The sequence below is a fragment of the Frankia sp. CcI156 genome (assembly GCF_001983015.1).
In the GTDB taxonomy this organism is placed as follows: Bacteria; Actinomycetota; Actinomycetes; order Frankiales; family Frankiaceae; genus Frankia; species Frankia casuarinae.
On sequence record NZ_MOMD01000013.1, the window covers coordinates 136,717 to 160,986 of the forward strand.

The following is a 24,270-nucleotide window of genomic DNA, read 5'->3' on the forward strand; positions in this document are numbered from 1 at the left end:
ACCACGACGCTCTTCGGGAAAAGCTCTTCGGGAAAAGCTCGTGCGGGAAATGGCCGCGCGCTTCTCATCCAGACAGGAAGGACCGGAGGATGCCAGCAATCACGCCATGTCTGTGGTTCGACACTCAGGGCGAGGAGGCGGCCAGGTTCTACACGTCGATCTTCCCGAACTCGCGGATCGTCGACATCACCCGCTACGGCCCGGCCGGRCCCCGTCCCGAGGGCACGGTCATGACCGTCCGGTTTGAACTGGATGGCCAGGAGTACGTCGCGCTGAACGGCGGACCCGAGTTCACCTTCTCGGAGGGGATCTCGCTGCAGGTCGGYTGCGGTTCCCAGGCCGAGATCGACGAGTACTGGGACCGGCTGACCGACGGTGGCGAGGCAGGACCGTGTGGGTGGCTCAAGGACCGGTACGGGCTGTCCTGGCAGATCGTGCCCACGGCCCTGTCTGAGCTCCTTGACGATCCCGACCCGGGCCGGTCCCAGCGGGCGATGCAGGCGATGCTGAAGATGTCGAAGCTCGACATCGAGGAGTTGCGCCGGGCCGCCGACGAGGCGTGAGGCCCGGCGACGGACGCAACGGGCGCCGCGCTCAGGGCACGGGCGCCGTGCTCAGGGCACGGGCGCCGCGCTCAGGGCACGGGCGCCGCGCTCAGGGCACGCTGGCGAGACGACGCCGGGCGGCCAAGGCCACGGCGATGCCGCAGGTCAGGGCGACGAGCAGGACGATCGGCCCCTGCCGGACGAACCAGGGGGCGACCTGCGGGTGATCGACGAACAACAGCTCGCAGTGCGGCAGGGCCAGGAACGAGCCGACCACGGTGACCRCCCCGAGCACCCGTCGCGGCGCCTGCCCGGTCAGGCCGAGGAGCACGGCGCCCCAGGTGAGATACCAGGGATAGAGGACGGGTCCGAGCAGGGCCAGGCTGAGTAGTGCCAGCCCGGCGGTGGCATGCGGTTCGCGGTCGCGGACGGTCGCCAGCAGCCAGACGAAGATCCCGGCGGCGACGGCCACGCCCGCGGCCCGGGTGGGTCCCACCAGATCCTCGAAGCGCATCGCCGATCCGGCCATCCTCGCCAGGGCGGACAGAAGATCGGCGAGGCAGGTGGTCGGGGCGTAGAGGGTCAGTCCGGCGGCCGGTGTCCGCGCGGCGCGCAGCCATCCGAAGCCGTCGGGTACCAGACTCGAGAGCACCACGACGACGCTCGCCACGACGGCGAGGTCCCGCCCAGCGACGGCGGCGGCGCGACGGAGCCGGGATGAACGCCGACCCGATCCGACCGAGGCTGCGGTCGCGGCGGTAGCGGCACTCACCGCCGCGACCGACCGCCAGACCAGCACCACCACGACGACCAGGGCCGCGGGCCACTTCACCAGCGCGGCCGCGGTGATGAGGACGAGACCGAGCACCGGCCTGCCGCGGTACACCGCCGTCAGGCCGCTGGCAAGCAGCGCCAGCAGGATGGCCTCAAGATGGATCGCGCCGACGAGCTGCAGCAGCACGATCGGACTACCCGCGCAGAACGCCAGCGCCCAGGGCCGTCGCGCCGCGGAGGACACCCGCACCACGCACACCGCCATCACGACGACGCTCGCCCCCGCGACGATCCGGTGCAGCAGGACCGCGCGCAGGACGTCACCGCCCGCAAGCGCGGTCACCAGCCGGAAGTAGCCGAGGGCGACCGGCCCGTAGGGCGACAGCGATGATCTCCAGATCGGATCGACGGCTAGCAGGATGGGACGGGCGCCGAGCGCGGTGGGCCCGGCGGCGTAGGGGTCGAGCCCGGCGGCGAGCATCGTCCCCTGCGCGGTGTAGCAGTAGACGTCGAGGCTGAGGATCGGCGGGCCGAGCAGCACCGGAACGGCCCAGAAGCCGATGACGAGGCCTATCCGCGGGACCGACAGGTCGCCGTGGTGCGCGCGCTGGCACAACCGGAACCATGCGCCGACGAGCAACGCCACCCCGATGATCATAAAAGCGGGTAGCGGAGAGGGGCGGTCGAACGGCACCGGGTCGAGYAGCCCGAACCAGCGTGACGGGGTCACAACTCCGGGCTGCAGGGCCAGTCGCCCCGCCACCAGCACCACCAGCACCGATCCGGCGGTCCCACATCCCGCGAGCAGGACGATACCTCCGTCGAGGCGTCCGCCGACGCCCCTACCGGGGCGCGACGAACAGCGTCGAGCAGGATCGCCCGGTCGGGCGGTTCCGTGCGGCGCGGCRCACTCTATCTCGTCCATTCCGGTATAAAGCCTGACGTTTCTACATCGCCAACAGGCAGCGCGCCCGGGAGCACCCGGTGAACAATACCTGTCCTGTATGGATGTCGGAGCCCACGGGCGCCGGCCCGGCCCGCGGTGTCCTGCCTCGGCGCCGGGCGGCTACCGGCGGCTACCGGCGGATGGCGCCGGGATGAACGGCGGATGGTGGCTGCCGGGCTCCCTGCTGGCGGACCGCCTCGGGGTGCTATGCCGAACGCATGCGGCAAGCGAGAACCATGGGCCMGGCAACCGTTACCGCCTGCCCCAACGGGGAGACGGCAGGCCCGGGACCGGTGCCGGTCGCCTCGGCGCGACCGACGGCGCCCGTCGTGACCACGGGCGTCGTCGCCGCGCTGGTGGTGCTCGCGGTGATGATCGCACCGCAGCCGCAGACCGACTTCGCTGTCTACCGGCTGGGGGGGCAGGCTGTCTGGGACGGGTCCGCCCTTTACCAGGTGCGTACGGCGGCCGGCCTGCCCTTCACCTACCCACCGATCGCGGCGGTGCTGTTCACGCCGTTCGCCGCCATCCCCCTGGGGGTGGCTGAGGTCGTCTGGGCCGCGCTGACCGTCGCGGCACTCATCCTGCTGCTGTCCAGGCTGCGAGCCTGGCTCATCCCGCCGACCGACACCGCGCGGGCCGCCGGGGTCGGGCGGGCACTGGGCTCGCGCTGGGCGCCGCCRCTGCTGCTGGTGGCGGCGCTCGCGACGGAACCGGTTCGCAGCACCATCATCTTCGGGCAGGTCAACATCCTGCTGATGCTGGCGGTCTGGCTCGATGYCGGGCCCGGACGGCGGTCCACACCGTTCGCCCGACTGCCACCCGGTGCTCTCACAGGTYTCGCCGCGGCGGTGAAACTGACTCCGTTGATCTTMGTGGCCTACCTGTGGCTGGCCGGCCGGCGCCGGGTGGCGATCGCAGCGGCGGGGACGTTTCTCGCGGCCCATGCCGTGGCGTTCGCGCTGGCACCCGCGGCGTCCCGCGCCTACTGGGGCGGGGTGTTCGCGGATCCGGGCCGGATCGGCTCGGTCACGTACGCCGGCAACCAGTCGCTGTCCGGCGCGATGACCCGGATCTGGGGAGACGGCGCGTCGGTCGTCCAGATCCACCGGCTGGTGGTGGCCGCGGTCGCCGTCGCCGGGCTGGTGCTCGCGGTGCGGCTGCACCGGCGCGGGGAGCCCGTCGCGGGCCTGCTCGCCTGTGCGGTCACCGGACTGCTGGTCTCGCCGATCTCGTGGAGTCACCACTGGGTGTGGGCGGTGCCGACGCTGCTCTGGCTCGCCACCCACGCCACCCACGGCACCGACGGCACCGACGGCACCGACGGCCGAGCCTCACGCCGGTACGTCGGAGCGGCGCTCGCCGGCTACGTGTTGTTCGTGGCCTCCCCCGTCTGGTGGATCACGCCACACGACCAGAACTGGCCGCACCGCCGCGACCCGACCATCCTCCTCACGAACGCCTACGTGATCGCCGGTGTCGTACTCCTGGTCACCCTGGCGCGCGTCGCAGGCCGCCGGGACCTGTACCGCCCATCACGGAGAATGCGACATCCGGACCTGGTGCGCCGGGGCGTCAGGGGCTAGGTGGGCCCGGGATGCGTGGCAGGTCGGGCCGGGCGAGATCGGGCCGGGCGGGATCGGGGAGGGTGAGCTCGGTCGGGCCGAATCGGTCGGTGAGGAAGCGGCTGTGCGCGAGCAACTGGGCCGTGTCGCCGCGGGCGGCCGCCTCGGTGACCTCACGCATCCCACCGGCGAGCAGGGCCAGCGTCGCCAGCAGGACATCGCGGGGGGTACGGCCGTCGGGCAGCCGGTGGGTCTCGGCGTAGGCCCGCGGCAGCCCCAGATAGGTCTCCACCGCGGTGGGCAGGTAATCGGCGACCGTCCGCTCGACGGCGAACGTCTCCGGCGAGCCGGGACGCAGCAGGTGCGGGGTGTCCAGGACCTGCCGCAGCGCACCGATGACCTCCTCGGCGGCGGCGACGAGTGCCCGGTCGTCCGGTGCCCGGTCGATCAGGGCCCGGTACTGGGCCTCGACCGTCGCCCKCAGATCATCCACGTCGATCCCACCGCCCGCGACCGCGGCGCGGCGCGGCGGTGCGACCAAGGCGCCGATCGCGTAGAGCGCCGCGACGACCGGCGGCCAGAACGGCCAGTCCACCAGGCCCGCGGCACTCGCGCCGGCGCCGGCGAGCGCGCATGTGCAGCCGGCGATGTTCTTGGCCGAACCGAACCAGGTGAGGATCCACTGTCCCCGGCCGGGGATCGGCGCCGACGGGGGTGGTGCCGGGCGCGGGAGCCGCGGTGGACGCGGCGTCGGCGGTTCACTGGTAGCCACGGATGTCCTTGAACGCGTCCGCCAGCGACGAGGTACGGGCGTCGAACACCGCGCCACCGGTGTCGGCGGAGATATCCCGCAGCGCCGCCGGGTCGGCCTCCCCGAAGGCGATCGTGAAGGTACGCACGGCACGCGCGGCCGCCGGCAGCCGCTGATAGGAGGAGCGGAAGTCGGCGGCCGAGATACCGGAGTTGTTCTCCCCGTCGGTCATCAGGACGATCGACGTGAGGTAGCCGGGGTCGGCCTCAACGGCCGCGCCGGCAGCCCGGTAGCCGGCCTCCAGCGCCGAGTAGATCGCGGTGCCGTCCTGGAGCCGCAGGCCGTCCACGAACGTGTTGACGCCCGCCAGATCCGCGGAGCCCGGCCGCGGGTCGTTCACGGCGAAGTCCACGGGGTCGTTGGCCCGGCCGGCGAAGGTGATCATCGTGATCTTCTCGCGACCCCGGAACCGGGCGAACCTGCCGGACAACGTGTCGTCCGCACCGGTGAGTCCGCGCAGCGCCGCCTGGAGCGCCGCTATCCGTGATCCGGCCATCGACCCGGACACGTCGAGCAGGAAGATGGCGTGGCTGGGCCGCCGGAACCGGTCGAGGTAGGCGGACAGCAGCTGGTCGGCGACCTGCCGGCTCGCCGGGAAGGGCAGCTCGGTGAGCGTCCGCGTCGGGAACCGGGCGTCCAACGCCACCCCGGGCAGGGCCGGCCGGCGGCTCGTGGCAGTCTGCAGCCGGTGCTGCGTCCGCGGCAGGCGCAGCCAGCTGACGACCCGGTCATAGAGATCACGCTTGTCCGGCCGCAGCAGCAGGAGAGGGTAGTCGGAGGTGACGATCCCGTCCCGGGGATAGATCAACTCCAATGGTTCGCGCAGCCGGTGCCCGGCGTTCAGGGCCAGCAGCACCGACTCATAGTTGATCATGCCGCCGAGAGTGTCCTGGGAACGGGCGTAGGCGTCGGTCAGGAAACCGGAACTGCCCGCGGTCAGTGCCTGGCCAGAGAAGAACGAGGTCAGCTGGGCAGGTCTGATGTCCTGCGGGCGCAGCGCGTCCGAGGTGCCGGCGAGTGCCGCCGCCACCCCGACCAGGGCGGAGAAACCCGAGTTCGACGCCGCGGGATTCGTCATGGCGTAGGAGAGCTGGCCGGCCGCCACCTTCGCGGCGATGTCGGCCCAGGTCACGTTGGGGTTGCCGGTCCAGCCGAACTGCCGGGCCAGGCTGCGTCGGACCCCGAACACCACCGGTGACAGCATGATCGACGATCGCGCGGCTACGGACGTCGCGCCGTTCGGCAGCAGTCGCAGGTACCGGTCGGAGGCGAACCAGGCGGCGTCGGCCTGGGCGGTGCCCCTGGTAATCGCGTCGGCGCCGTCCAGGGTGCCGGTGTAGCTCAGCCGCAGGGTGACGCCGGTCGCCCGGGTGAGATCGGGAAGCAGCGGCTGGATGTCCTGGAGTTCGGAGCCGGCGAGGACGGTGAGTTCGCCTGCGGACCCGCCGGTGCCGGACCCGCCGGTGCCGGACCCGCCGGTGCCGGACCCGTCCGCCGGTCCCGGGCCTCCGCCCGAGCAGGCGGCCACGAGCAGCACCGTCAGGAGACACGCGAGCAGGGCCGCGGGCGGCCGTCGGTTCACCGGCCGCCGCCCGGCAGCGTCAGCTCGCCACCGCCGTCGGGGTACGAGCCGAGCTCGCCGATCTCGCCCGCGGCCGACCGGTCCAGGTAGGCGGTGGCCCTGCCGATCTCGGTGGACAGCGCGTCCACCGTCGTCCGCATGGTGTCCAGCGCGGCGGCGCGGTAGTCGTCGATGGCGTCGATGGTGGCGTAAATGTTCGCGAAGGCCTGCTGGAGGGTCCGCAGCGAGACGGTCGCCGAGGACGCCTGCCGGTGCACGTCGGCGCTCTGCCGGCGCAACAGCTCCGACGTGCMAGAAATGATCTTCTCGGTGGTGCTGTTCAGGGCCGAGATCTGGTCAAGGACCAGCTTCTGGTCGGCCAGCGCCTGGGCGACGATCACCGCGGTGCGCAGGGCCGACACGGTCGTGGTGCTCGCCCGGTCCACACCCTTGATGAGTTCGAGGTTGTTGCGCCGGAGCAGGTCCAACGCAAGGTAGCCCTGTGCGCCGACGGCAAGCTGGGTAAGCAGGTCCTGGTGCTTCTGGCGGACGTAGAACAGCACGTCCCGGCGAAGCTCCTCAGCCCGGTCCGGATCGGCGCCCGCGAGCGCCGCGATCCCCGTTTCGAGCTCACCGTCGAGTCTGCCGGCGAGGTAGGCATACTCCCGCAGCCGGCCGATCGCCACCCACAGGTTCTGCTTCTCCTGCTCGATGGCGGCGTTGTCCCGGCGCAGCTCCTCCTGACCGTGCTGCAGGGCGCGCAGGATCCCGTCCAGATGGGCCTGCGACGACCGGTAGGACGCGAAGTAGTCCCGCAGCCGGTTGCCGAAGGGGAGCACGCCGAGCAGCTTTCTGGGGGCGTCGAGATTCTGCCGGGAGGGGTCGAGGTCCGCCACGACCCGGCGCAGCTCGACCAGGGACTTCGACACCGCCGAGGTCTGGTCGAAGGGCCCGGAGTTCATCGCCCGGGTGGGCTTGTCGAGCAACCGGTTGGACACCGACGCCGATTCCCGGATCTCCTTCTCCCCCAGCCGGTGCACGGCGGCGACCTTCGACGCGAACGCCGGCGAGTGGGCATCGATGGACAGCAGCGTGCGCGCGAACGTGCCAGCCTGCTCGTCCAGTCGGGCCACGGCGTCCGGATCGATCGGAACGGCCGGTTCGGCCCGGTCAAGGGGCACCGGTGCCACCGGCTCGGGCGGGGTCAGCACCAGGCCGCCGGGTGACGTATTGCCAGGTGCCGTATTCCGGTCGGCGGCCGGCGGTTGCGTGGTCAACCGGGTCTCCCCTGCGCCTGGTTCACAATCTTGTCAATCATGCGTTCCTCGATGGCGGCGGTGGGCGGTTCCACCACGTCGACCAGTGACGGCGGCGGCGCGAGACCCCGTTCGGTGGCCAGGCGGCGGCCGTACGCGGCATCCGCGGTACGAAACCCGTGCTGAGCCGCGAGACGCTGCAGCTGCGGGTCGGTGGCAAGCAGCCGCCCGGCGGCATCGCCATCGGCGGTCAGCGGTACCACCGTGTGCTTCGCGTAGATCGTTGGCTCCGGGTACATGAGGACCATGTCGGGGCTGATGGAGCCGTCCTTCGCGAGCTGGCGGGCGACGAACTGCGCCTCGTAGATCATGGCCATCGGCGTCTTCCCCATCCCGATGGTGAGGAAGTCGTCGAAGGGTTCCTGGGTGGACTGCTCGACATAGCCCTGCTTGACGAACAGCGGTGCGCAGCGGGCGGCCACCCGATCCGCCGCGGCGCTGTCGGCGACGACGTTACCGCCGTTCTCGACATAGCTGGCGATCGCCAGGTACAGCGCCGCGGAGTTCGACGTCCGCACATCCGTCGAACTGATGAGCACGGACTTGCCGGTCTCGAAAGCGGTGTTMCCCGGCAGGTCCGACCAGCGGGTGTTCTTATCGACCAGATCGAGGTAGCCGCGCATGTTCAGGACGCGGTGGCCGCCGTCCATCCGCACGACCCCGGCGTTCTGCAGCAGTGACGCGATCGGCTGGAAGGTGGCGATCGCCATCGGGCTGAAGAAGGGGACGTAGGACTTCGTCACCTTCSTGGCGGCCCTGATCCGGTCGGCCTGCGGCGCATCGGCCGGAAAGGCCAGGTCATATGGGGTCAGATCGCGGCTGGTGGCGATCTCCCTGGAGCCCGCGGTATCGACCTGCAGCCGGTAGCCGAGCTCCGCGAGCCGGGCGCCCACCGCGGGGTCCGCGAAGAAGTCCCGCTTCTCCGAACCGGCCAGGACCMGGACGGTCCGCACGTTGCCATCGGGCGGACCGCCGCCGGCGTCGCCCCCCAGCCGGGGGACCACGATCAGGGCCACCACCGCAATCACGAGCAGACCGGCCAGCAGGAGCCCGACGGTCCTGCCCCGCTGCGCCGAACGCACCAGCCCTCCGCCCGAATCCCCCGATTGACCCCTCTGCCCCCATAATGGTAGATCCTGGCGACACGTTCTCGACGTTCAACCCACGCGACCGTTTCCTGGTGACCGGTGGATCGCCGCGGCGCCCGTCCGTGGGAGACGAGGGGGTGCCAACTGTCGCTCGTCCAGTAGTCATTGGCGCTCTATAGTGAGCTATGATGGTCATGTGAACCTCAAGGAGTGGGCCGAGTCGCAGGGTGTGGCGTATGTGACCGCGCGCCGTTGGTACGCGGCCGGCAAGCTCCCAGTTCCGGCGCGCAGGGTCGGCGGGCTGATCCTCGTCGGCGAACCTGACCAGCCGACGGGCGATGGGCTGACCGCGGCCCACGCCCGGTCGAAGCCGGGCAGCGCTGGGCGGCGGCAGCGCGCCGCCCAGCTCGCGRCGATCCATGTCCGGGTCGCGAACCAGCGCCACAACGGGCTGCACAAGCTCACGACCCGGCTCGCCCGGTCCCACGACACGGTCGTCGTCGAAGATCTGCACGYMGCCGGGATGGTCCGTAACCGGCGGCTCGCCCGCGCGGTCGCCGACGCCGGCATGGCCGAGGTCCGCCGGCAGCTTGCCTACAAGACCCGCTGGTACGGATCGACGCTCGTCGTCGCCGACCGCTGGTATCCCAGCTCGAAGACCTGCTCCGGCTGCGGCTGGCGAAACCCAAGCCTGACGCTGTCCGAGCGCACGTTCACCTGCCAGTCCTGCGGGCTGGTACTCGACCGCGACCACAACGCCGCGATCAACCTGCACCACCTCGTCGCCGCCAGTACACCGGAGACGGTAAACGCCCGTGGAGCCGACCGTAAGACCCGCGCGAKCGGGCGGGTGGCTGGGAAGCGGGAACCCGGCACGGCCACGGCCGGTCAGACCGKGGGTGCCTCGCCGAGAGGCGAGGCGGCATAGGTGCGGCTGAGCCGGGTGGTACTGAGCCGGGTGGTACTGAGCCGGGGTCAGCCCAGTACCACCCGGTGCGCGCCGGTGTAGAGGTTCATCGACGTACCGCGCACGAACCCAGCGAGCGTCATCCCCGCCTCCTCGGCGAGGTCCACCGCGAGCGTCGAGAGCGCGGAGACCGCCGCGAGCGCCGGCACCCCGGCCATCAGCGCCTTCTGCCCGGAACCGACGACAGCCACCGCACCCCGACGGGTCGGTCTCATCGGCTCCGGGGCCGGCCGGGACCGCGAAACGGCCCCGGCCGGTGGGAGGATTCGTTCCCTCAGTAGTTGACGCGAGTCCAGCTGAAGACGCCCGGGGCAGCCGGGTTGATCGTGAGCTTCAGGTAGTCGTTCGCCTGAGCGCTGCCATCGACGACGACGCGGGTCACGTTGGGAGCCTGCAGGGTCTTCGGGGCCAGCGGGTGGATGCCGTAGAGCGGGTCCGTGCTCGTGAACGGGTGGTCGACCCGGAAGTTGTGCGAGTCACCCTGCAGGATGAGCACCGGCTTACCGAAATGCTCGGCGAGGGTCCCGATCCGCTTGACGATGGGATCGAAGCCACTCAGCCCGTCTCCACCGGCGGCCAGCGCGCTGGTGTCCCACATATCGGCCTGCATGAGCAGCGCGACCCCCGGCGCCCCGGTCCGGCGTGCGACGTTGAACGCCTCGTTGATCCACTCAAGGTCCGCGTCAAGCCTGGTAGAATACTCTTTCCGCTGCTCCGCGGACAGCGGCGTCACCCCGAACCACGGGACGARGTCGTTGTTGCTGCCCTGCACGTTAAGTGTCGAGAAAACCACACCGGACTGGGTCCACATGGTGTTCTCCACGAAGGGCGCGTAGGCCGGGTCCGCGGATTCGCTGGTGACCTGCCGGGCGTTCACGCCGAGGGTCYGGCCTGGGACAGGGAAGAACACCTGACGCAGTTTTCCGAGACGTTCGAGAGGATTGTAACCACCGTTGTTCGCGCGGTGGCAGTCGGTCCACTCGTTGTCGCCGGGGGTGTAGACAAAAGGATCCTGGAACTGGTCGAAATCCGACTTGATGGTGGCGAAGTACGAGTCCGAGCAGACKCTGCTGCCGTTCTTGATATCGCCGAGATGCGCGACCAGCGAAACGTCGGGATCGGCGTTGATCTTGCCGATGTCGGTGGGAAACTCGGCGATCTTGGCGGCGCCGTAGGGGATGTCGCCGATCACGGCGATCGTAGACGGAGCGGTCCCGGTCCCGGCGCCGAGCGGGGTGGCCGCGTTCGCCGAGATCGGGATCGACACGGACGCGGTCAGCGTACCCACGGCCAGTGCCAACAAAAGCCTGCGGTGCCGCATTGCCGGGCTCCTTCACCACGAGGACCGCACGGTTCTTTTCCGGGGACGGCGATTCATCGGGCCGACGGCCCGCCACCCGCACTCCGGACGTCCGGAAGCTATCGGGTCGACCGGAACGCCCCCGGAAGGGGTGATGAACCTTCACMCACGGCCAGCACAACACGGGTTACCCTACCCCTGCCATCTCGGCCGCTGAACACCGGCGGCCGGCGACGGGAGTCGATCGAGGGAGGCACCGATGGAGGCAGGGGCATCCCCTCMCCCGCGGACCGAGCGGACCGAGCGGACCGAGCGAGAATGTCGGMGCGTCGAGGAACGGGGGCTGTGGTTCGACGAGCTGGAGACCGACGTCGTCTACGTCCACCGGCCCGGGCGGACCGTGAGCGAAGCCGACAACACCCTGTTCAGCACGCTGACGATGAACACCCAGGCGCTGCACCTCGACGAGGCATGGAGCACGACCCAGACCTTCGGCACTCGGCTGGTCAACAGCATGTTCACCCTCGCGACGCTGGTCGGCCTGTCGGTGAGCCGGCTGACCCAGGGAACGACCGTGGCCAACCTCGGATTCACCGAGATCCGCTTCCCCGCACCGGTGTTCCCCGGCGACACGCTCTACGCCGAGACCGTGGTACGCGACAAGCGGCTCTCCCGCAGCCGACCCGGGCAGGGGGTGGTCACCTTCGAGCACACCGCGCGCAACCAGCACGGTGACGTGGTAGCCGTGGCGGTACGGTCCGCGCTGATGCTGCGCCGGGCGGCGGACCGGTGATCGGGCAGCTGCCCGGCCCGGCGTTGCTGTTCTGCCCCGCGGACCGGCCCGACCGATTCGCCAAGGCGGCCGCCGCGGCCGATGGGGTCATCCTCGATCTGGAGGACGGCGTGGYGGCGGCGGACCGGCCGCGGGCACGGCGCGCGTTGCGGGAGAGCATCCTCGACCCACTGCGGACGATCATCCGGATCAACCCCGCCGGGACCGCCGACTACGACGAGGACCTGCGCGCCCTCGCCGACACGCCCTATCCCGTCGTCATGCTGGCCAAGACGGAGTCCGCCGAGCAGGTCGCCGCCGTCGGGCCGCGCCGGGTCGTCGCCCTGTGCGAGACACCGCGCGGCGTGCTCGCCGCGGCCGAGATTGYGGCCGTTCCCACCACCATCGGCGTCATGTGGGGCGCGGAGGATCTCGTCGCCGCGCTGGGTGGCCGGTCGAGCCGGGACGAGGCCGGCCGCTACCGGGGCGTCGCCCTGCATGCCCGGGCGAGCGTCCTGCTGGCGGCCGGAGCGCACGGGCGGGTCGCCGTCGACTCCGTGTACCTGGACATCGCCGATGTCGACGGCCTCGCGGCCGAGGCTCGTGACGCCGTCGCGAGCGGCTTCGCGGCGAAGGCGTGTATCCACCCGAGGCAGGTCGCGGCCGTGCGGCAGGCGTTCGCGCCGTCCGCCGACGAGGTGGCKTGGGCGCGGCGGGTACTCGACGCGGCGACGCACTCCGCCGGCGTGTTCTCCTTCGAGGGACGGATGGTCGACGCGCCCGTCCTGCGCCACGCCGAACGCACCCTTGCCGCCACCGAGCATGATCCTGCTGTCGCCGTCACAGACTCACCCGCCGATCAGCGGCGGCGCCAGGACCTACCACGATCTGTGGATAACCCGGCCCGGCATGGCCCACCCCGGCCTGGCCGGGGAAACATGGAGGGTTGAGTACGGTCTGGCGGCGTCAGACCGTACTCAACCCTCCACAACTCTGCGTAGAGAACTCTGGTCAGCCGGTCGAGGTGAGCGCGGCGACGAGAGAGGTGTCGTGAGTCGYGGTCCGGAACCGGGAATCGTCGAGCACCCGCAGGAGGAAGGGCACGGTCGTGGCCACGCCCGGTCCCTCGATGCGCAGCTCTGACAGGGCCGAGCGCATCCGCCGGACCGCGCCGTCGCGATCCGGCGCCCAGGCGACCACCTTCGCCAGCAGGGAGTCGTACCGGGTCGGTATCCGGTAGCCGGGGTGCGCGTGGCTGTCCACCCGGACGAAGGGCCCGCCGGGGAAATGGCACTCCGTGAGCGTTCCGGGCGCGGGGGCGAATCCCCGGACCGGGTCCTCGGCGTTGACGCGGCACTCGATCGCGACGCCGCGCGGGACGACCGCGTCCTGGGTGAGGTCGAGTTTCTCCCCCGCGGCGATCCGGAACTGCTCGGCGACGAGGTCGATGCCGGTCACCATCTCCGTCACCGGATGCTCCACCTGCAGCCGGYAGTTGACCTCCATGAAGTAGTACGCACCGGCCGGGTCGACCAGGAACTCGACGGTGCCCGCGCCGACGTAGCCCGCCGTGGCGACCCCGCGCAGCGCGGCCCGCCCCATCTCCTCGATGAGGTCCGCGGGCAGGCAGGGCGCCGGCGTCTCTTCGATGAGCTTCTGGTGGCGCCGCTGCACCGAGCAGTCCCGGGCCCCCAGGTACACGCCGTTGCCGTACTGGTCGCAGAGCACCTGGATCTCCACGTGCCGGGCCGAGGGCAGGTACCGCTCGACGTACACCCGCCCGTCGCCGAAGACGGCCTGCGCGCCAGCCCGGGTCTCGGTGTAGGCGCGCAGGAACTCCTCGGGCTGCTCGACGATGCGCATCCCCCGACCGCCGCCGCCGGCGGCGGCCTTGATGATCACGGGATAGCCGATCCTGTCGGCGAACACCTCTGCCTCGTCCGCGTGGTCGATCGCGGTGTGGCTTCCGGGCAGCAGCGGAAGGCCCGCGGCAACCATCAGCGAGCGGGCGACGGCCTTGTCCCCGAGCTTCTCCATGACCGAGGCGGGCGGTCCGACGAAGGTGATGCCCTCGGACTCGCAGACCTCCGCGAAGTCCGCGTTCTCGGAAAGGAATCCGTATCCGGGATGGATGGCGTCCGCGCCGGCGAGCCGGGCGGCCTCGATGATCGTCGGGATGTTGAGGTAGCTGCGGCCGGCGGGGCCCGGACCGATCTGGACGGCCCGGTCGGCGAGCCGGGTCACCATGCTGCCGCGGTCGTCGGCCGAGTAGACGGCGACGGTGCGCAGGCCGAGCTCCCGGCAGGTACGCAGGACCCGCAGAGCGATCTCGCCCCGGTTGGCGATCAGGACGGTGGTGACCATCAGCCGCGGGCGTCCGGATCAATGGCGATCAGCCGTTCGCCGTACTCGACCGATGTCGCGTCGGGCTGGCACACCTCGACGATCCGGCCGGCTGTGTCCGCCTCGATGGGGATCATCAGCTTCATCACCTCGAGGATCGCGACCTGCTGCCCGGCCTTCACGGTGTCCCCGACCCGGACGAACGGCCGCGCACCGGGTTCGGGAGCGTAGTAGAAGACCCCGACGCTCGGCGCGGTGACGTAGCTCAGGCCAGCGTCACCACCGGCGGTCGACGAGTCCGCCGGCCGCTCCTCGACCGGCGCGGCCTCGCCGGGAACGGCACCACCGGAAACGGCACCACCGGAAACAGCGCCACCGGAAACAGCGCCACCGGAAACAGCGCCACCGGAAACAGCGCCACCAGGAACGGAGCGAGGCGCGGGAACCGGATGACGACGCGGCGGCGCCGTCGCCTGGACGGGCTCGCGCCGGTCGTCACCGAGCTCGGCCAGGTCGGTCCAGGCCAGCTCCACGACGATGTCGCCGGCGGTCACCCGCAGGTGCGACGGCGGCCGCACCGCGTTCGCGTACAGGGCAAGGGCATGGTGCTGCACCGCGGCCAGGACGGTGTCGACGTCCGCCGCGTCGATGGCGGACAGCGGGCCGGACGCGGCGGTCGACCATCCCGGCGCCGTGCCCGGATCGTCGACCGCCCGGTTTCCGTTGGAGGAGACGGCGCCGGAGCGGCGCGCTGCCACAGTCGTGCTCATGAACTCTGCTCCCTGTGTTCGGAGTGTCCCGGGTGTTCGGAGTTGCCCGGGCGTCCCGGGGGTGACGCGCCGGCCGGCTCACCCGCCACCGCGCCGAAGCGACGGAAGCGCAGCCACCGCCGGTACACGAGCTCCTCCGGGCCGGCCAGTCCCAGCGTCGCCAGCGTCGCGCGCAGTGCGGCACCGACGAGCGCCGCGGCGTGGACGGGATCGGCCGCGGCACCGCCGTCAGGCTCGGGTACGACCCCGTCGACAATCCCGAGCTCCAGCAGCTGACGCGCGTCCACGCGCAGCGCCTCGGCAGCCTTCGGCGCGGCGGTCGCGTCCTTCCAGAGGATCGACGCGCATCCCTCCGGGCTGATCACCGAGTACACCGCGTTCGCGCACATCAGCACCCGGTCGGCGACCGCGAGCGCCAGCGCCCCGCCGCTGCCGCCCTCGCCGGTGACGACGGCGACAACCGGAACGGGCAGCGCCCCCATCAGGCGCAGGTTCTCGGCAATCGCGACCGACTGTCCCCGTTCCTCCGCCTCGACGCCGGGATGGGCGCCGGCGGTGTCGATGAAGGTGACCACCGGCAGGCCGAGCTTGGCCGCCAGCCGCATGACCCGCGCCGCCTTGCGGTACCCGGCGGGACTGGGCATGCCGAAGTTCCGCTCGCTGAGCTCCGCGACCGTGTGCCCCTTCTGGGTACCGATCACGGCCAGCCCGACTCCGCCCAACCGGCCGAGACCGGCGACCATCGCCGGGCAGTCGGCGGAGGCCCGGTCGCCGTGCAGCTCGTTGAAGTCGTCCAGCAGAAGCGAGATCAGGTCGAGGGTGGTCGGGCGCCCGAGCGCCCTGGCCTGCCGCACGGCGTCCCAGGGATGACGGACGGGCAGGTGGAGCACCTCGGTGATCACCCGCTCGGCTCCGTCATGCCCGTCGGACAGGCCGCCCCCGGCTGTGGCGCCCTCGGCCGTGGCGCCCTCGGCCACCTCATGAACGCCGGTGGCGACGCGCAGGAGCCGGGACAGCGCGGCCCGCAGGTCGCCACGGGGAACAATCATGTCCACGATTCCGTGGTTCAGCAGGAACTCCGCCGTCTGGAAGCCGGGCGGCAGCTTCTGGCGGATCGTCTGCTCGATCACCCGGGGACCGRCGAACCCGAGGCGGGCACCCGGCTCGGCGACGATGACATCACACAGAGTAGCGAATGAGGCTGCCACTCCCCCGAACGTCGGGTCGCTGATCAGTGCCACGGTGAGCACGCCCGCCTCGTCGAGCCGGCCGAGCATCTGGCTCGTCTTGGCCATCTGCATCAGCGACAGCAGGCCTTCCTGCATGCGGGCACCGCCGGAGGCGGTCACAATCACCAGCGGTGTGCGCTCGGCCAACGCCAACTCGCCCGCCCGGGTGATGGCCTCGCCGACGGCCGATCCCAGGCTGCCGCCCAGGAAACGGAAGTCCATCGCCGCGACGATCACCTCGGCGCCGTCGATGCGTCCCCGCGCGCAGACGACCGCCTCGGCCAGTCCGGTCCGCTCGCGGGCCTGGCGCACCCGGTCCGGATAGGGGGCCGAATCGGTGAAGCGCAGCGGATCGGGATCCGCGGGCACGGGCGTCGCCAGCTCGGACCATCCCGGGTCCAGCAGCTGGGCGAGCCGACTCGGGGCCGTCAGCGGCGCGTGCCAGCCGCACTCCGGGCAGACCCGGTTGGCTGCGAGGAACCGCTTGCCATAGAGAAGGGTCCGGCATCCCCCGCACAGATGCCAGGCGAGGCGGTCCGCGGTCGACTCCGCCTCGACGGCTGGCACGGGCACGGGCGCCGGCGCGGTCGTGCCCGCGGTGGCTCCGGTCGTGGGCGCGGTCACCGGGCACCCGCCGTCAGGACGTACCGGTGCGCCGGCGAGCTCTCGCGCGTGGCCGGCGGTCGGTAGGCGGCCGCCCGCGCCGGCAGCCGCACCCCGGCGAACCGCAGCGCCGCGGCCCGCCCGGTGTAGGCGGCGCCGAGCATCAGCTCACCCGCGACGTCCACCGCGCTGCGCCGGTCGACGTCCGCCAGGTAGCTGCCGGCCGCCCAGGTGTTGAAGGCGCCCAGGGACGGGCCGCACCAGATCTGGTAGTCGGTGATCCGGTCGGGCGCGGCGGAGATCGCCCAGCCCGAGGACAGCCCGAGATACCAGCGGAACACCAGCGCCATCCGTCTCTTCGGGTTGGCCTGCGCGCGTTCGATCTGCTCCGGGTCGCGCCGGCTGAAGTAGTCGACGGTGTCGGCCCATACCTCGTCCACGGACCGGCGCAGGACCGAACGCTCCAGCCAGTTCCGATCCTCCGCCGAAAGGTCGTCGAGGGAGTCGTGGGCGCGGTAGAGGTCGTACAGCCGGCGGCCCCGCCCGGCGAACATCGTGCCGCGGCGCAGGACCTGCACCTCGGCGCCGATCTCGAACATGTCGGAGGCCGGCGCCATGTCGATGTCGTTCGGGCCCGCCTTCGCCAGCAGCGCCCGCGCCGCCGCCGACTGACCGGACTCGACGCACGCCTGGTTCACCGAACCGGTGACGACGTAGGCTGCGCCGAGCGCGAACGCGGCGAACACCGCCGATGGCGTACCGATGCCACCCGCGGCTCCCACTCTCGGCGGGCGGCGGTAGCCGAGCTCGGCGGCGATCCGGTCGCRCACCGCGATGATCTCGGGGAGCAGGACCGGGAGCGGCCGGCGGTCGGTGTGGCCGCCGGAGTCCGCCTCGACGGTGATGTCGTCGGCCATCGGCACCGTGCGGGCGAGCGCGGCCTGCTCGGCGGTCAGGGTGCCATCCGCCACCAGCGGGCGCAGCAGCGCGTCCGGGGCGGGGCGCAGGAAGAGCTCGGCCACCTCCCCGCGGGAGACCTTGGCCACCACCCGGTGCCCGACGTGTACGCCGCCAGCGCCGCCCGGCCGCAGCCCCGCGGCCCGGTAGGCGACGATCTGCGGGGTCAGCTCCAGGAACGCGGACGCCTCCACGCAGGTCACCCCGTGGCGCAGGCAGGCGGCCAGGATGGCCCGTTCCAGCTCCAGCTCGTTCGGGCTGTGGATCAGATTGCAGGCGAAGGGCGCCGGGCCGAGCTCACGGCGGATCCGCCCAAGCGCGTCGTCGATCCGGTCGGRCAGCACGCCGGCCGCCCCGTACGTGGCGAGGAAGCCCGCCCGTGCCATCGCCACGACCAGCTCCGGCGAAGCGATGCCGTTCGCCATCGCGCCGGTCATGTAGGGCTGACGCACCCCGTAGTCGGTCAGGAAGGACGCGGCTCCCAGCCGCTCGGGGCGGGCCGGCGGCGCCACAGCCAGCACCGTCGCCCCCGCCGCGCGCAGGCTCGCCGGGTCGTCGGTGGCCGCGATCGCGCCGCCCTGTTCGCTCACCACGACGCAGGGCGCGTCCAGCCGGGCGAGCAGGTCGTGGATCTCCTGGGCGGATCGCGCGAGCCGCGGCCCGCCCGATCCAGGGCGCRGCGTCGCCGGCGCGCCACGGACCGTCGTTGTCGTCGTCACCATGATTGCGCTCCTCTACCGCGCGCTTCGGCGGCGATGTCGGTCAGTCCGTAGATACGCATACCGGGTTTCCAGACGCTGGCGTCCGYGACGACCCGTGCCCGGGCACCGTCGCGGCGGACGTCCTTGATGTGGACCTCCAGCGTCATCTCCCCGTCATCCGGGCGGATCTGGCCGCGGTAGCGCCAGCTCATCGGCAGCCCGGCCGGCACGACGAAGACCGGCTCGACGAGGTCGTCGGTCAGGCCCTCCTGGACCATCCACTCCTGCAGCGCCTGGATGACGGCCTCGACACCCAGCGAGCCGGGCATCACCGGGTCGAGCCAGAAGTGCCGCGCGAAGAACCAGTCGTCCGGGCTCGTGGGGCGGACGGCGTGCAGGTAACCGCGGCCGAAGTCGCCGCCGCCGTCCACCACCGTGATCTGGTCGAGCAGGGCCATGGCGCCCTGGGCGCACAGCGGCGCGTTCGCGGCCCGCCGGGCGGCCACGTCGATGGTCCGCCGGTCCGCCTGCGCCGGGTTGGTGCGTTCCAGCCAGGTCGGCACGAACGCGCCCTGATCGAGACCGTTCTGGTTCGCCAGCGTCCGCTGGGTAAAGAAGCYGAACAACGACTCACCGACGTAGAACGGCTCGCCGTCACGGTCATCGCCGTCACGGCCGGACCCGTGCGATCCGGATCCGTCGACCGGCACGAGGAACAGCTCGTACTGGAAGTTCTGCAGGATCGCGCCGCTGAGCACGGTCGTGGACAGCAGGGTCGAACGCTGCCGGATGGTGCGTCCMGCCAGGTCCACCTCGCGCCGGACGGTCGCCGTGCCGTCKAGGTTGCGCAGGACGTAGTCGTTGGCCGGGTCGGTCAGGGTCGCACCCAGGTAGTAGCCCAGCAGGAGCGCCGACTGTAGCGATGTCTCCATGTGCACGATGTTCGGCATCGTCGGGCTGGGGCTGTCGGTGTAGTACCAGGAGTCCGCCGGCGAGTCGTACTCGGTGATCATCGACGCGCCGCCGCTGAGCTGACCGCGCGCGCCGTCCACCCGCATGACCCGGTCCACCAGCCGCAGGCCGCCGCCGGGCAGCCGGCAGACCGTCCGGCCCGCGGCGGAGGCGAACTCGGGACCGAGCGCGATGGCGAGGTCGCCGCGCGCCGCGTGGAACATCTGCAGCTCACCGAGCAGCGCCGACTCTCCGGTCGCGCCCACGCGGCCGAGGAAGGCCGGCAGGACGCCGCCGTGCGCCGGACCCACGGGGGTGCCCGGACGTTCCCGCACGGCCAGGGCGATCCCGCGGATCGTGGCGACCGGCCCGTGGGCGTCCCGCAGCTCAATGTCACCGCGCAGCCAGGGCCGCGGCACCAGGTCGATGTCGGTGACGGTCAGCACGAGCTCCAGACCGGCCTCGACGGCCGGCCCGGCACCGTGGCCGGGCGCGTGGATCTCGATCGACAGCCGGCCGAGCCCGTCGGGGAGTTCCAGCCGCTCGTCGGGCAGCGCGACGTCGAGGTGCGCATCCGCGATCACCAGGTGCAGACCGGCGGCCATCGCGAACACACTCACCGCCTGCCAGGAGGCGGTGAGCGCCGCGATGGCCAGGTGGGTCGGATCGGGCTGCCCGTCGTGCTCCACGCGGCCGGTCAGCCGGCTCACCGAGGCCCGCAACTGGCCCCGGCCGGCCGCGCCGCCCCGCGGCGCGAGCTCCGGCACGGCGGCCAGCGGACCGCCGGGGGCGAGCCGCACCGACGGGTTCACCCCCCGCTGGTCGTAGCGGGCGCCGAAGACGCCGGCAACGTCACCGCGCGTCAGCCGGTCCAGGTCACCGGCGTCGAGGGTGGTGCGGGTGGTACGGCCGGGCAGTTTGAACGCGTCCTCCGTCCAGCCGCGCGCGCCCCGGGAGCCGGAGGCAGCACCCACCGGCTCCAGGGCGGCGAAACCGGGCGGGTTCCCCGGCGCTTCGATGCCGGCGAACCCGGCAGCCCCGGCGAGACCGCCATGGCTCGCGCCGTCCCGCGCGAGCCACCGGAACACCCCGCCGAGGACCTCCAGGAGCACGTCGGGGCCGCGGGTGACCCGCAGCGCAAGTGTGACCTCCGCCGTGGCCGGGTCGAACCCGCCGGGGGCCCCGATGCGGGTGGTGGCCTGAACACGCAGCTCGTCCCCGACCCGGGGCAGCGGTCCGCTGGTCACCAGAGCCGCCCGGGTCAGCACCCAGTGCCCCCCTCCCCGGGGTGCCAGGTGCGCCGACCCGCGCAACACCTCGTCCAGGGCCTGGCGGACCACGGCGGGCAGCGACACCCAACCGTCGATCGCCGCGGCGTCCCGGGCCACGACGGTGACATCCACCGTCAGCTCGGCAGGCGCCGTGATCTCGACGGGGGCGATCGCGGGAGCGGGMCGCGGCGGAGTGCCGGGCGCCGAGGCACCCGCGTGCCCGGGGAGCCCCGTATCGTGGCAGGCCGGCCGGTCCACCGCCGGGGTGCCCCATCCCGGCCCACCCCGACCACGATCACCCACGGCGGCCGGAATCCGGCCGCCGGGCGGTGCGATGGCGGCCATCGCGGCCAGCGCCCGGTCGGCCAGGGCGGCCTGCGTGCGCATCGCCGAGGCGTGGGCCGCGACCACCGAGGCCCGCAGCCGACGCAGGGTGGCCGTGGCGTCGTCGACAGCCGGGGCGGCTGCCGTACCCACAGCAGCCGTGTGGCCCACGCCGCTCAGGACGTCCGCGCCGCGGGTGGCTGCCGTGATCTCCCTGCCCCCGTCGGCGTTGTCCTCCTCGCCCCCCTCGACATCGCCCCCCTCGACATCGCCCCCCTCGACGTCGCCCCCCTCGACGTCGTCAGGGCGGTGGGTGCCGCCGGGCCGCGCCTCGAACTCCGGGCCGGCCTGCATCGCCGCCCAGACGGCGGCGTCGGTGGGCTCGCCGTCGAAACCCAGCCCGTCCTGCGTCGCCTCGACCGTGATGGTCATCGTGATCCCTCCCATCGCCCGTGCAGTGCCTGGTCTTTCGGCCACCGACCGGACCTCATGCCCGGTCACCCGACTGCCACCGCTGCGCCCCCTGACGGATCAGATCCGCCATGTCCGGGGTGCCGACGAAGGTGAAGTCGGACAGGCGCTGCAGCACCCGTCCATCCGGGGTGTGGGCGGTCACGGTCACCGTGACCGTCATCGGGCCGGGTCGGACGTCGTCGACGACCACGATGAACGTCTCGTTGGCCGGCAGCGGAGCGAAGAACTCCGCGTGCCCGATCTCGATCGGCAGGGCGCCCACCTCGTTCAGGGTCCACCGGGCGAGCACGCTCCCGGCCGCGGCGAGGATGTCGCACAGGACCGGGCGGTGCAGCGCGCCCGCGAACGCGCCGCCGGCGAAGGGCAGTTCCGGCAGGCGGCACTCAGCCACCAGACGGCCCGGCTCCCGCACGAGCAGGCGCCGGATGCCCCGCATCAACGGCCCGTGGATGAGCAGCCCGTCGGTGTAGACCCAGGCCGCGTCCTCGCCCTGCTCGCCGAGCCGGTAACCATCGGCGGGCCAGCCCGGGGCGGTCGGGGCGGCCCCGGCGGCCTTGCCGACCTCGGTGACCTCGGCGAGCACGAGGGTGCCCGCGTAGTGCGAGGTCGGCAACGCGCCGCCGCTGTCCCCGCGAACGGTCGCGGACACCGTCACCGGCCCGCCGTCACGCCCGTCACCGGGCCCACCGCCGGTCCCGTCGACGGGCCGCGCGTCGAGCCAGTAGTCCCGCAGGTGCGCCCCGTCGAACACGATCCCCTTGTGCACGATGAAGTTCCGGACCTCGACGACCTGACGCCCGGGCAAGGCTCGTTCGACCCCGTTGACCAACCAGCCGAGACCGGCGGTGGCGGGCAGCACCGGGGCCGGCCCGATCTGGTGCTGGTCGATGACCGTCTCGGTGTCCATAGCCGCTATCGAACGGTGCGCCACGAACGCGGCGGGCGCCGTGCCACCCGCGGCCCGCGCGAGCGGAGCGGATCCACCGATGAGGACCGCGCCATCCGCGCCGTGGCCGTCGACGAGTTCCGCGACGAAGCGGCGCGCGCCCTCGTCCGGCGGCAGCAGCGTCACGCCCCGGGAKCGGAAGAGCTCCCGCAGGTCGGCCGTGACCATCCCGCCGTCCCAGGCGCCCCAGTTCAGGGCGACCACCCGGCCGGTGAGCCCGGTCCGGGCCCAGGCCGCGACCCTGGTCAGCGCCTCGTTGGCCGTGGCGTAGTCGGCCTGCCCCGGGTTACCGAAGACACCGGCGACCGAACCGAACAGCACGAGATGACGCAGCGGTGCCCCCTCCAGCGCCGTGAGCACGGAGCGCAGGCCGGCGAGCTTCGGGGTGAGCACCGACCGGATGGCCGGGACGGTCTTGTCCGTGAGCATCGCGTCGGCGAGAGCGCCGGCGCCGTGCACGACGCCGGTGACCCGGTCACGCCAGGGCGCGAGCGCCGCGGCCGTCGCCACCGGATCCGAGGCGTCCACGGCCTGGTAGTGGATCCGCGCGCCGGTCGCGGCAAGGTCACCGAGGGTGGCCCGCACCTGCCGGACGGCGATCACGGCGGYAGCCGCGGCATCGACGTCGGGCAGCCGCACCTTGCGTCCCTCGGCACGGGCCCCGGCGAGATACGCCGCCTTGAGGCCGTCATCCTCGACTCCGGCCGCCCAGCCCGGCTCMTCAACCAGATTCGTGCGTCCGAGCAGGACGAACTCGCAGGAGGCGCGGCGCGCCAGCTCCTCGACGCAGCGCGCGGTCACTCCGCGGGCTCCGCCGGTCACCACCAGGACGTCATCCGGGCCCACCGGGGGCCGGAGCGTCGCCGGGGAGGTCGTCCCGGTCACCCCGGCCGCCTCAGCCACCCCGGCCGCCTCAGCCACCCCGGTCACCCCGGTCACCCCGGTCACCCCGCCCTGGACATACTCGACGGACCAGCGGCGTCCCTCGGGATCCAGACCGACCTCGACGACGTCCCGGGCGGAATCGACGGCCTCCGCCAGGACGGCCGCCGCGAAGGTGTCGTCGTCGAGYGCCGGATGGACGTCGACCGACCGGCAGACCAGCTCAGGTGCCTCGAGCGCGACGGTCTTCACCAGCCCGGTGATCCCCGCGGTGACCGCCCCGGCTATCGAGGACCCGCCCCGATGGCCGAGCAGCCCGTCGACCCGCGTCACCGTTAGGAAGGCCGCGCGCCGGCCCGCCGAGGCCGCCGCCCGCAGTGGTACGACGAGCCCCTTCGTGGCCAGGATGGCGTCGGCGAGCCCACGCGCGGCGACGTCGAAGTCGGCCAGCCCGGTGGCGCCGATCCCGGCTCGATCGTCCTCCCCGGCGCGGTCCGGCTCAGCCCCGGATCCGGCGCCCGGTGATGCCGGAGCGCCGAGGGCGAGCAGGCAGAGGTCCAGGCGGACCGATCCGGCGACAGCCGCGAGCGCCGCCTCGACCGCGGCGCCATCCCAGCCGAGGAGGCCGGCGGTGTCGGAACCCGCAAGGGACCCGATCGCGATCCGCTCGACCGAGATGCCGCGCTCCCTGAGGTGGCGGACCAGCGCCACACCACCGGCGTCACCGACCTCGATCACGAGCGCGCTGGGCTGGACGCCGAAAGGATCGTCGAGCGGGTCTACGGCCGGCAGAAGGCGCGGCACCGCGCGCAGCCGCTCGATGGGCGCCTCGGTCGGAACGGGGTGCGGCGCCGATGCAGTCGCCGTGGGCATCGACGCCGCCGTCTCAGTAGCGGTGGGCGGGGTCGACTCGGGTGCGGCGCTGGCCGGCGCGGTCAGGCCCAGGCCATCACGCAGGAACGAGGCCACATCCGCCAGCGTCCGCATCTCCGCCGCCCGCTCCGGACCCACCGCAGGAACACCCGGGAACCGCTCCTGCAACGACCCCAGAATCTGCACCCGCTTAATCGAATCAACCCCCAGATCCGACTCCAACGCCATCGACGGCTCCAGCACATCCACCGGATAACCCGTCTTCTCCGCCACCACCTCCGCCACCGCCGACTCAATAACC

At 72.3% G+C, this 24,270-nt stretch carries 16 protein-coding genes and 2 pseudogenes; 5 read left to right on the forward strand and 13 right to left on the reverse strand.

Annotation, left to right across the window (positions count from 1 at the left end):
• Positions 1 to 89: 89 nt before the first annotated feature.
• Positions 90 to 563: a VOC family protein gene (locus tag CcI156_RS06235; RefSeq protein WP_011437301.1), complete on the forward strand. Its 474-nt coding sequence runs from the start codon at positions 90 to 92 to the stop codon at positions 561 to 563.
• A gap of 91 nt (positions 564 to 654) precedes the next feature.
• Here the strand turns inward: CcI156_RS06235 and mptB are convergent, their stop codons facing one another.
• On the reverse strand, positions 655 to 2,091 hold the full coding sequence (gene mptB / locus CcI156_RS06240) for a polyprenol phosphomannose-dependent alpha 1,6 mannosyltransferase MptB (protein WP_139341427.1): 1,437 nt from the start codon (positions 2,089 to 2,091) through the stop codon (positions 655 to 657).
• Positions 2,092 to 2,594: 503 nt separating this feature from the next.
• Between mptB and CcI156_RS06245 the strand changes: the two genes are divergently transcribed.
• Positions 2,595 to 3,851, forward strand: a complete 1,257-nt coding sequence (locus CcI156_RS06245) for a glycosyltransferase 87 family protein (RefSeq protein WP_139341428.1) — start codon at positions 2,595 to 2,597, stop codon at positions 3,849 to 3,851.
• Here CcI156_RS06245 and CcI156_RS24575 read toward each other — a convergent pair.
• The 4 genes from CcI156_RS24575 to CcI156_RS06265 are packed head-to-tail and all read right to left on the reverse strand — an operon-like array spanning position 3,841 to position 8,600.
• A complete protein-coding gene (locus tag CcI156_RS24575) occupies positions 3,841 to 4,602 on the reverse strand; it encodes a hypothetical protein (RefSeq protein ID WP_011437304.1) in 762 nt (253 codons plus the stop codon). The two genes, CcI156_RS06245 and CcI156_RS24575, sit on opposite strands and share 11 nt — an antisense overlap.
• On the reverse strand, positions 4,589 to 6,223 hold the full coding sequence (locus tag CcI156_RS06255) for a VWA domain-containing protein (RefSeq protein ID WP_023841174.1): 1,635 nt from the start codon (positions 6,221 to 6,223) through the stop codon (positions 4,589 to 4,591). The genes CcI156_RS24575 and CcI156_RS06255 overlap by 14 nt, the downstream gene beginning before the upstream one ends.
• The gene (locus CcI156_RS06260) at positions 6,220 to 7,479 is read right to left on the reverse strand and encodes a toxic anion resistance protein (protein ID WP_083718335.1); all 1,260 of its coding nucleotides are present in this window, start codon (positions 7,477 to 7,479) and stop codon (positions 6,220 to 6,222) included. The genes CcI156_RS06255 and CcI156_RS06260 overlap by 4 nt, the downstream gene beginning before the upstream one ends.
• Positions 7,476 to 8,600 (reverse strand): hypothetical protein, encoded by a 1,125-nt coding sequence (locus CcI156_RS06265; protein WP_076804711.1) that lies wholly within the window; start codon positions 8,598 to 8,600, stop codon positions 7,476 to 7,478. Before CcI156_RS06265 ends, CcI156_RS06260 begins: the two co-directional genes overlap by 4 nt.
• Before the next feature lie 358 nt (positions 8,601 to 8,958).
• Here CcI156_RS06265 and CcI156_RS06270 point away from each other — a divergent pair.
• Positions 8,959 to 9,534 (forward strand): annotated as a pseudogene (locus CcI156_RS06270) (RNA-guided endonuclease InsQ/TnpB family protein); the annotation flags it as partial.
• A 47-nt stretch (positions 9,535 to 9,581) separates the two neighbouring features.
• Here the strand turns inward: CcI156_RS06270 and CcI156_RS06275 are convergent.
• Together CcI156_RS06275 and CcI156_RS06280 are read right to left on the reverse strand one after the other, a co-directional pair.
• Positions 9,582 to 9,743, reverse strand: a pseudogene (locus CcI156_RS06275) (formate dehydrogenase accessory sulfurtransferase FdhD); the annotation flags it as partial.
• Positions 9,744 to 9,847: 104 nt separating this feature from the next.
• A complete protein-coding gene (locus CcI156_RS06280) occupies positions 9,848 to 10,894 on the reverse strand; it encodes a metallophosphoesterase (protein WP_076804715.1) in 1,047 nt (348 codons plus the stop codon).
• Positions 10,895 to 11,132: 238 nt separating this feature from the next.
• Between CcI156_RS06280 and CcI156_RS06285 the strand changes: the two genes are divergently transcribed.
• Together CcI156_RS06285 and CcI156_RS06290 are read left to right on the forward strand one after the other, a co-directional pair.
• On the forward strand, positions 11,133 to 11,666 hold the full coding sequence (locus CcI156_RS06285) for a MaoC family dehydratase (protein ID WP_217697674.1): 534 nt from the start codon (positions 11,133 to 11,135) through the stop codon (positions 11,664 to 11,666).
• A complete protein-coding gene (locus CcI156_RS06290) occupies positions 11,663 to 12,595 on the forward strand; it encodes a CoA ester lyase (protein ID WP_076804717.1) in 933 nt (310 codons plus the stop codon). Before CcI156_RS06285 ends, CcI156_RS06290 begins: the two co-directional genes overlap by 4 nt.
• A 61-nt stretch (positions 12,596 to 12,656) precedes the next feature.
• Here CcI156_RS06290 and CcI156_RS06295 read toward each other — a convergent pair whose 3' ends face one another.
• From CcI156_RS06295 to CcI156_RS06320, 6 genes are all read right to left on the reverse strand, one after another.
• A complete protein-coding gene (locus CcI156_RS06295) occupies positions 12,657 to 14,009 on the reverse strand; it encodes an acetyl/propionyl/methylcrotonyl-CoA carboxylase subunit alpha (protein WP_076804719.1) in 1,353 nt (450 codons plus the stop codon).
• Complete coding sequence (locus CcI156_RS26145; RefSeq protein WP_011437314.1) at positions 14,009 to 14,758, reverse strand: acetyl-CoA carboxylase biotin carboxyl carrier protein subunit; 750 nt, start codon at positions 14,756 to 14,758, stop codon at positions 14,009 to 14,011. The genes CcI156_RS06295 and CcI156_RS26145 overlap by 1 nt, the downstream gene beginning before the upstream one ends.
• Positions 14,755 to 16,611 carry an acetyl-CoA carboxylase carboxyl transferase subunit alpha gene (gene accA / locus CcI156_RS06305; protein WP_076804721.1) on the reverse strand — a complete coding sequence of 619 codons (1,857 nt, stop codon included), beginning with the start codon at positions 16,609 to 16,611 and terminating at the stop codon, positions 14,755 to 14,757. The genes CcI156_RS26145 and accA overlap by 4 nt, the downstream gene beginning before the upstream one ends.
• Entirely contained in the window at positions 16,608 to 18,269 is a 1,662-nt protein-coding gene (locus CcI156_RS06310) for a PfaD family polyunsaturated fatty acid/polyketide biosynthesis protein (RefSeq protein WP_076804723.1), read from the reverse strand. The genes accA and CcI156_RS06310 overlap by 4 nt, the downstream gene beginning before the upstream one ends.
• Positions 18,263 to 21,226 (reverse strand): beta-hydroxydecanoyl-ACP dehydratase, encoded by a 2,964-nt coding sequence (locus CcI156_RS06315; protein ID WP_139341429.1) that lies wholly within the window; start codon positions 21,224 to 21,226, stop codon positions 18,263 to 18,265. Before CcI156_RS06315 ends, CcI156_RS06310 begins: the two co-directional genes overlap by 7 nt.
• A gap of 55 nt (positions 21,227 to 21,281) precedes the next feature.
• Positions 21,282 to 24,270, reverse strand: a 2,989-nt coding sequence (locus CcI156_RS06320; RefSeq protein WP_139341430.1) for a KR domain-containing protein, incomplete at its 5' end; no start/stop codon positions are given.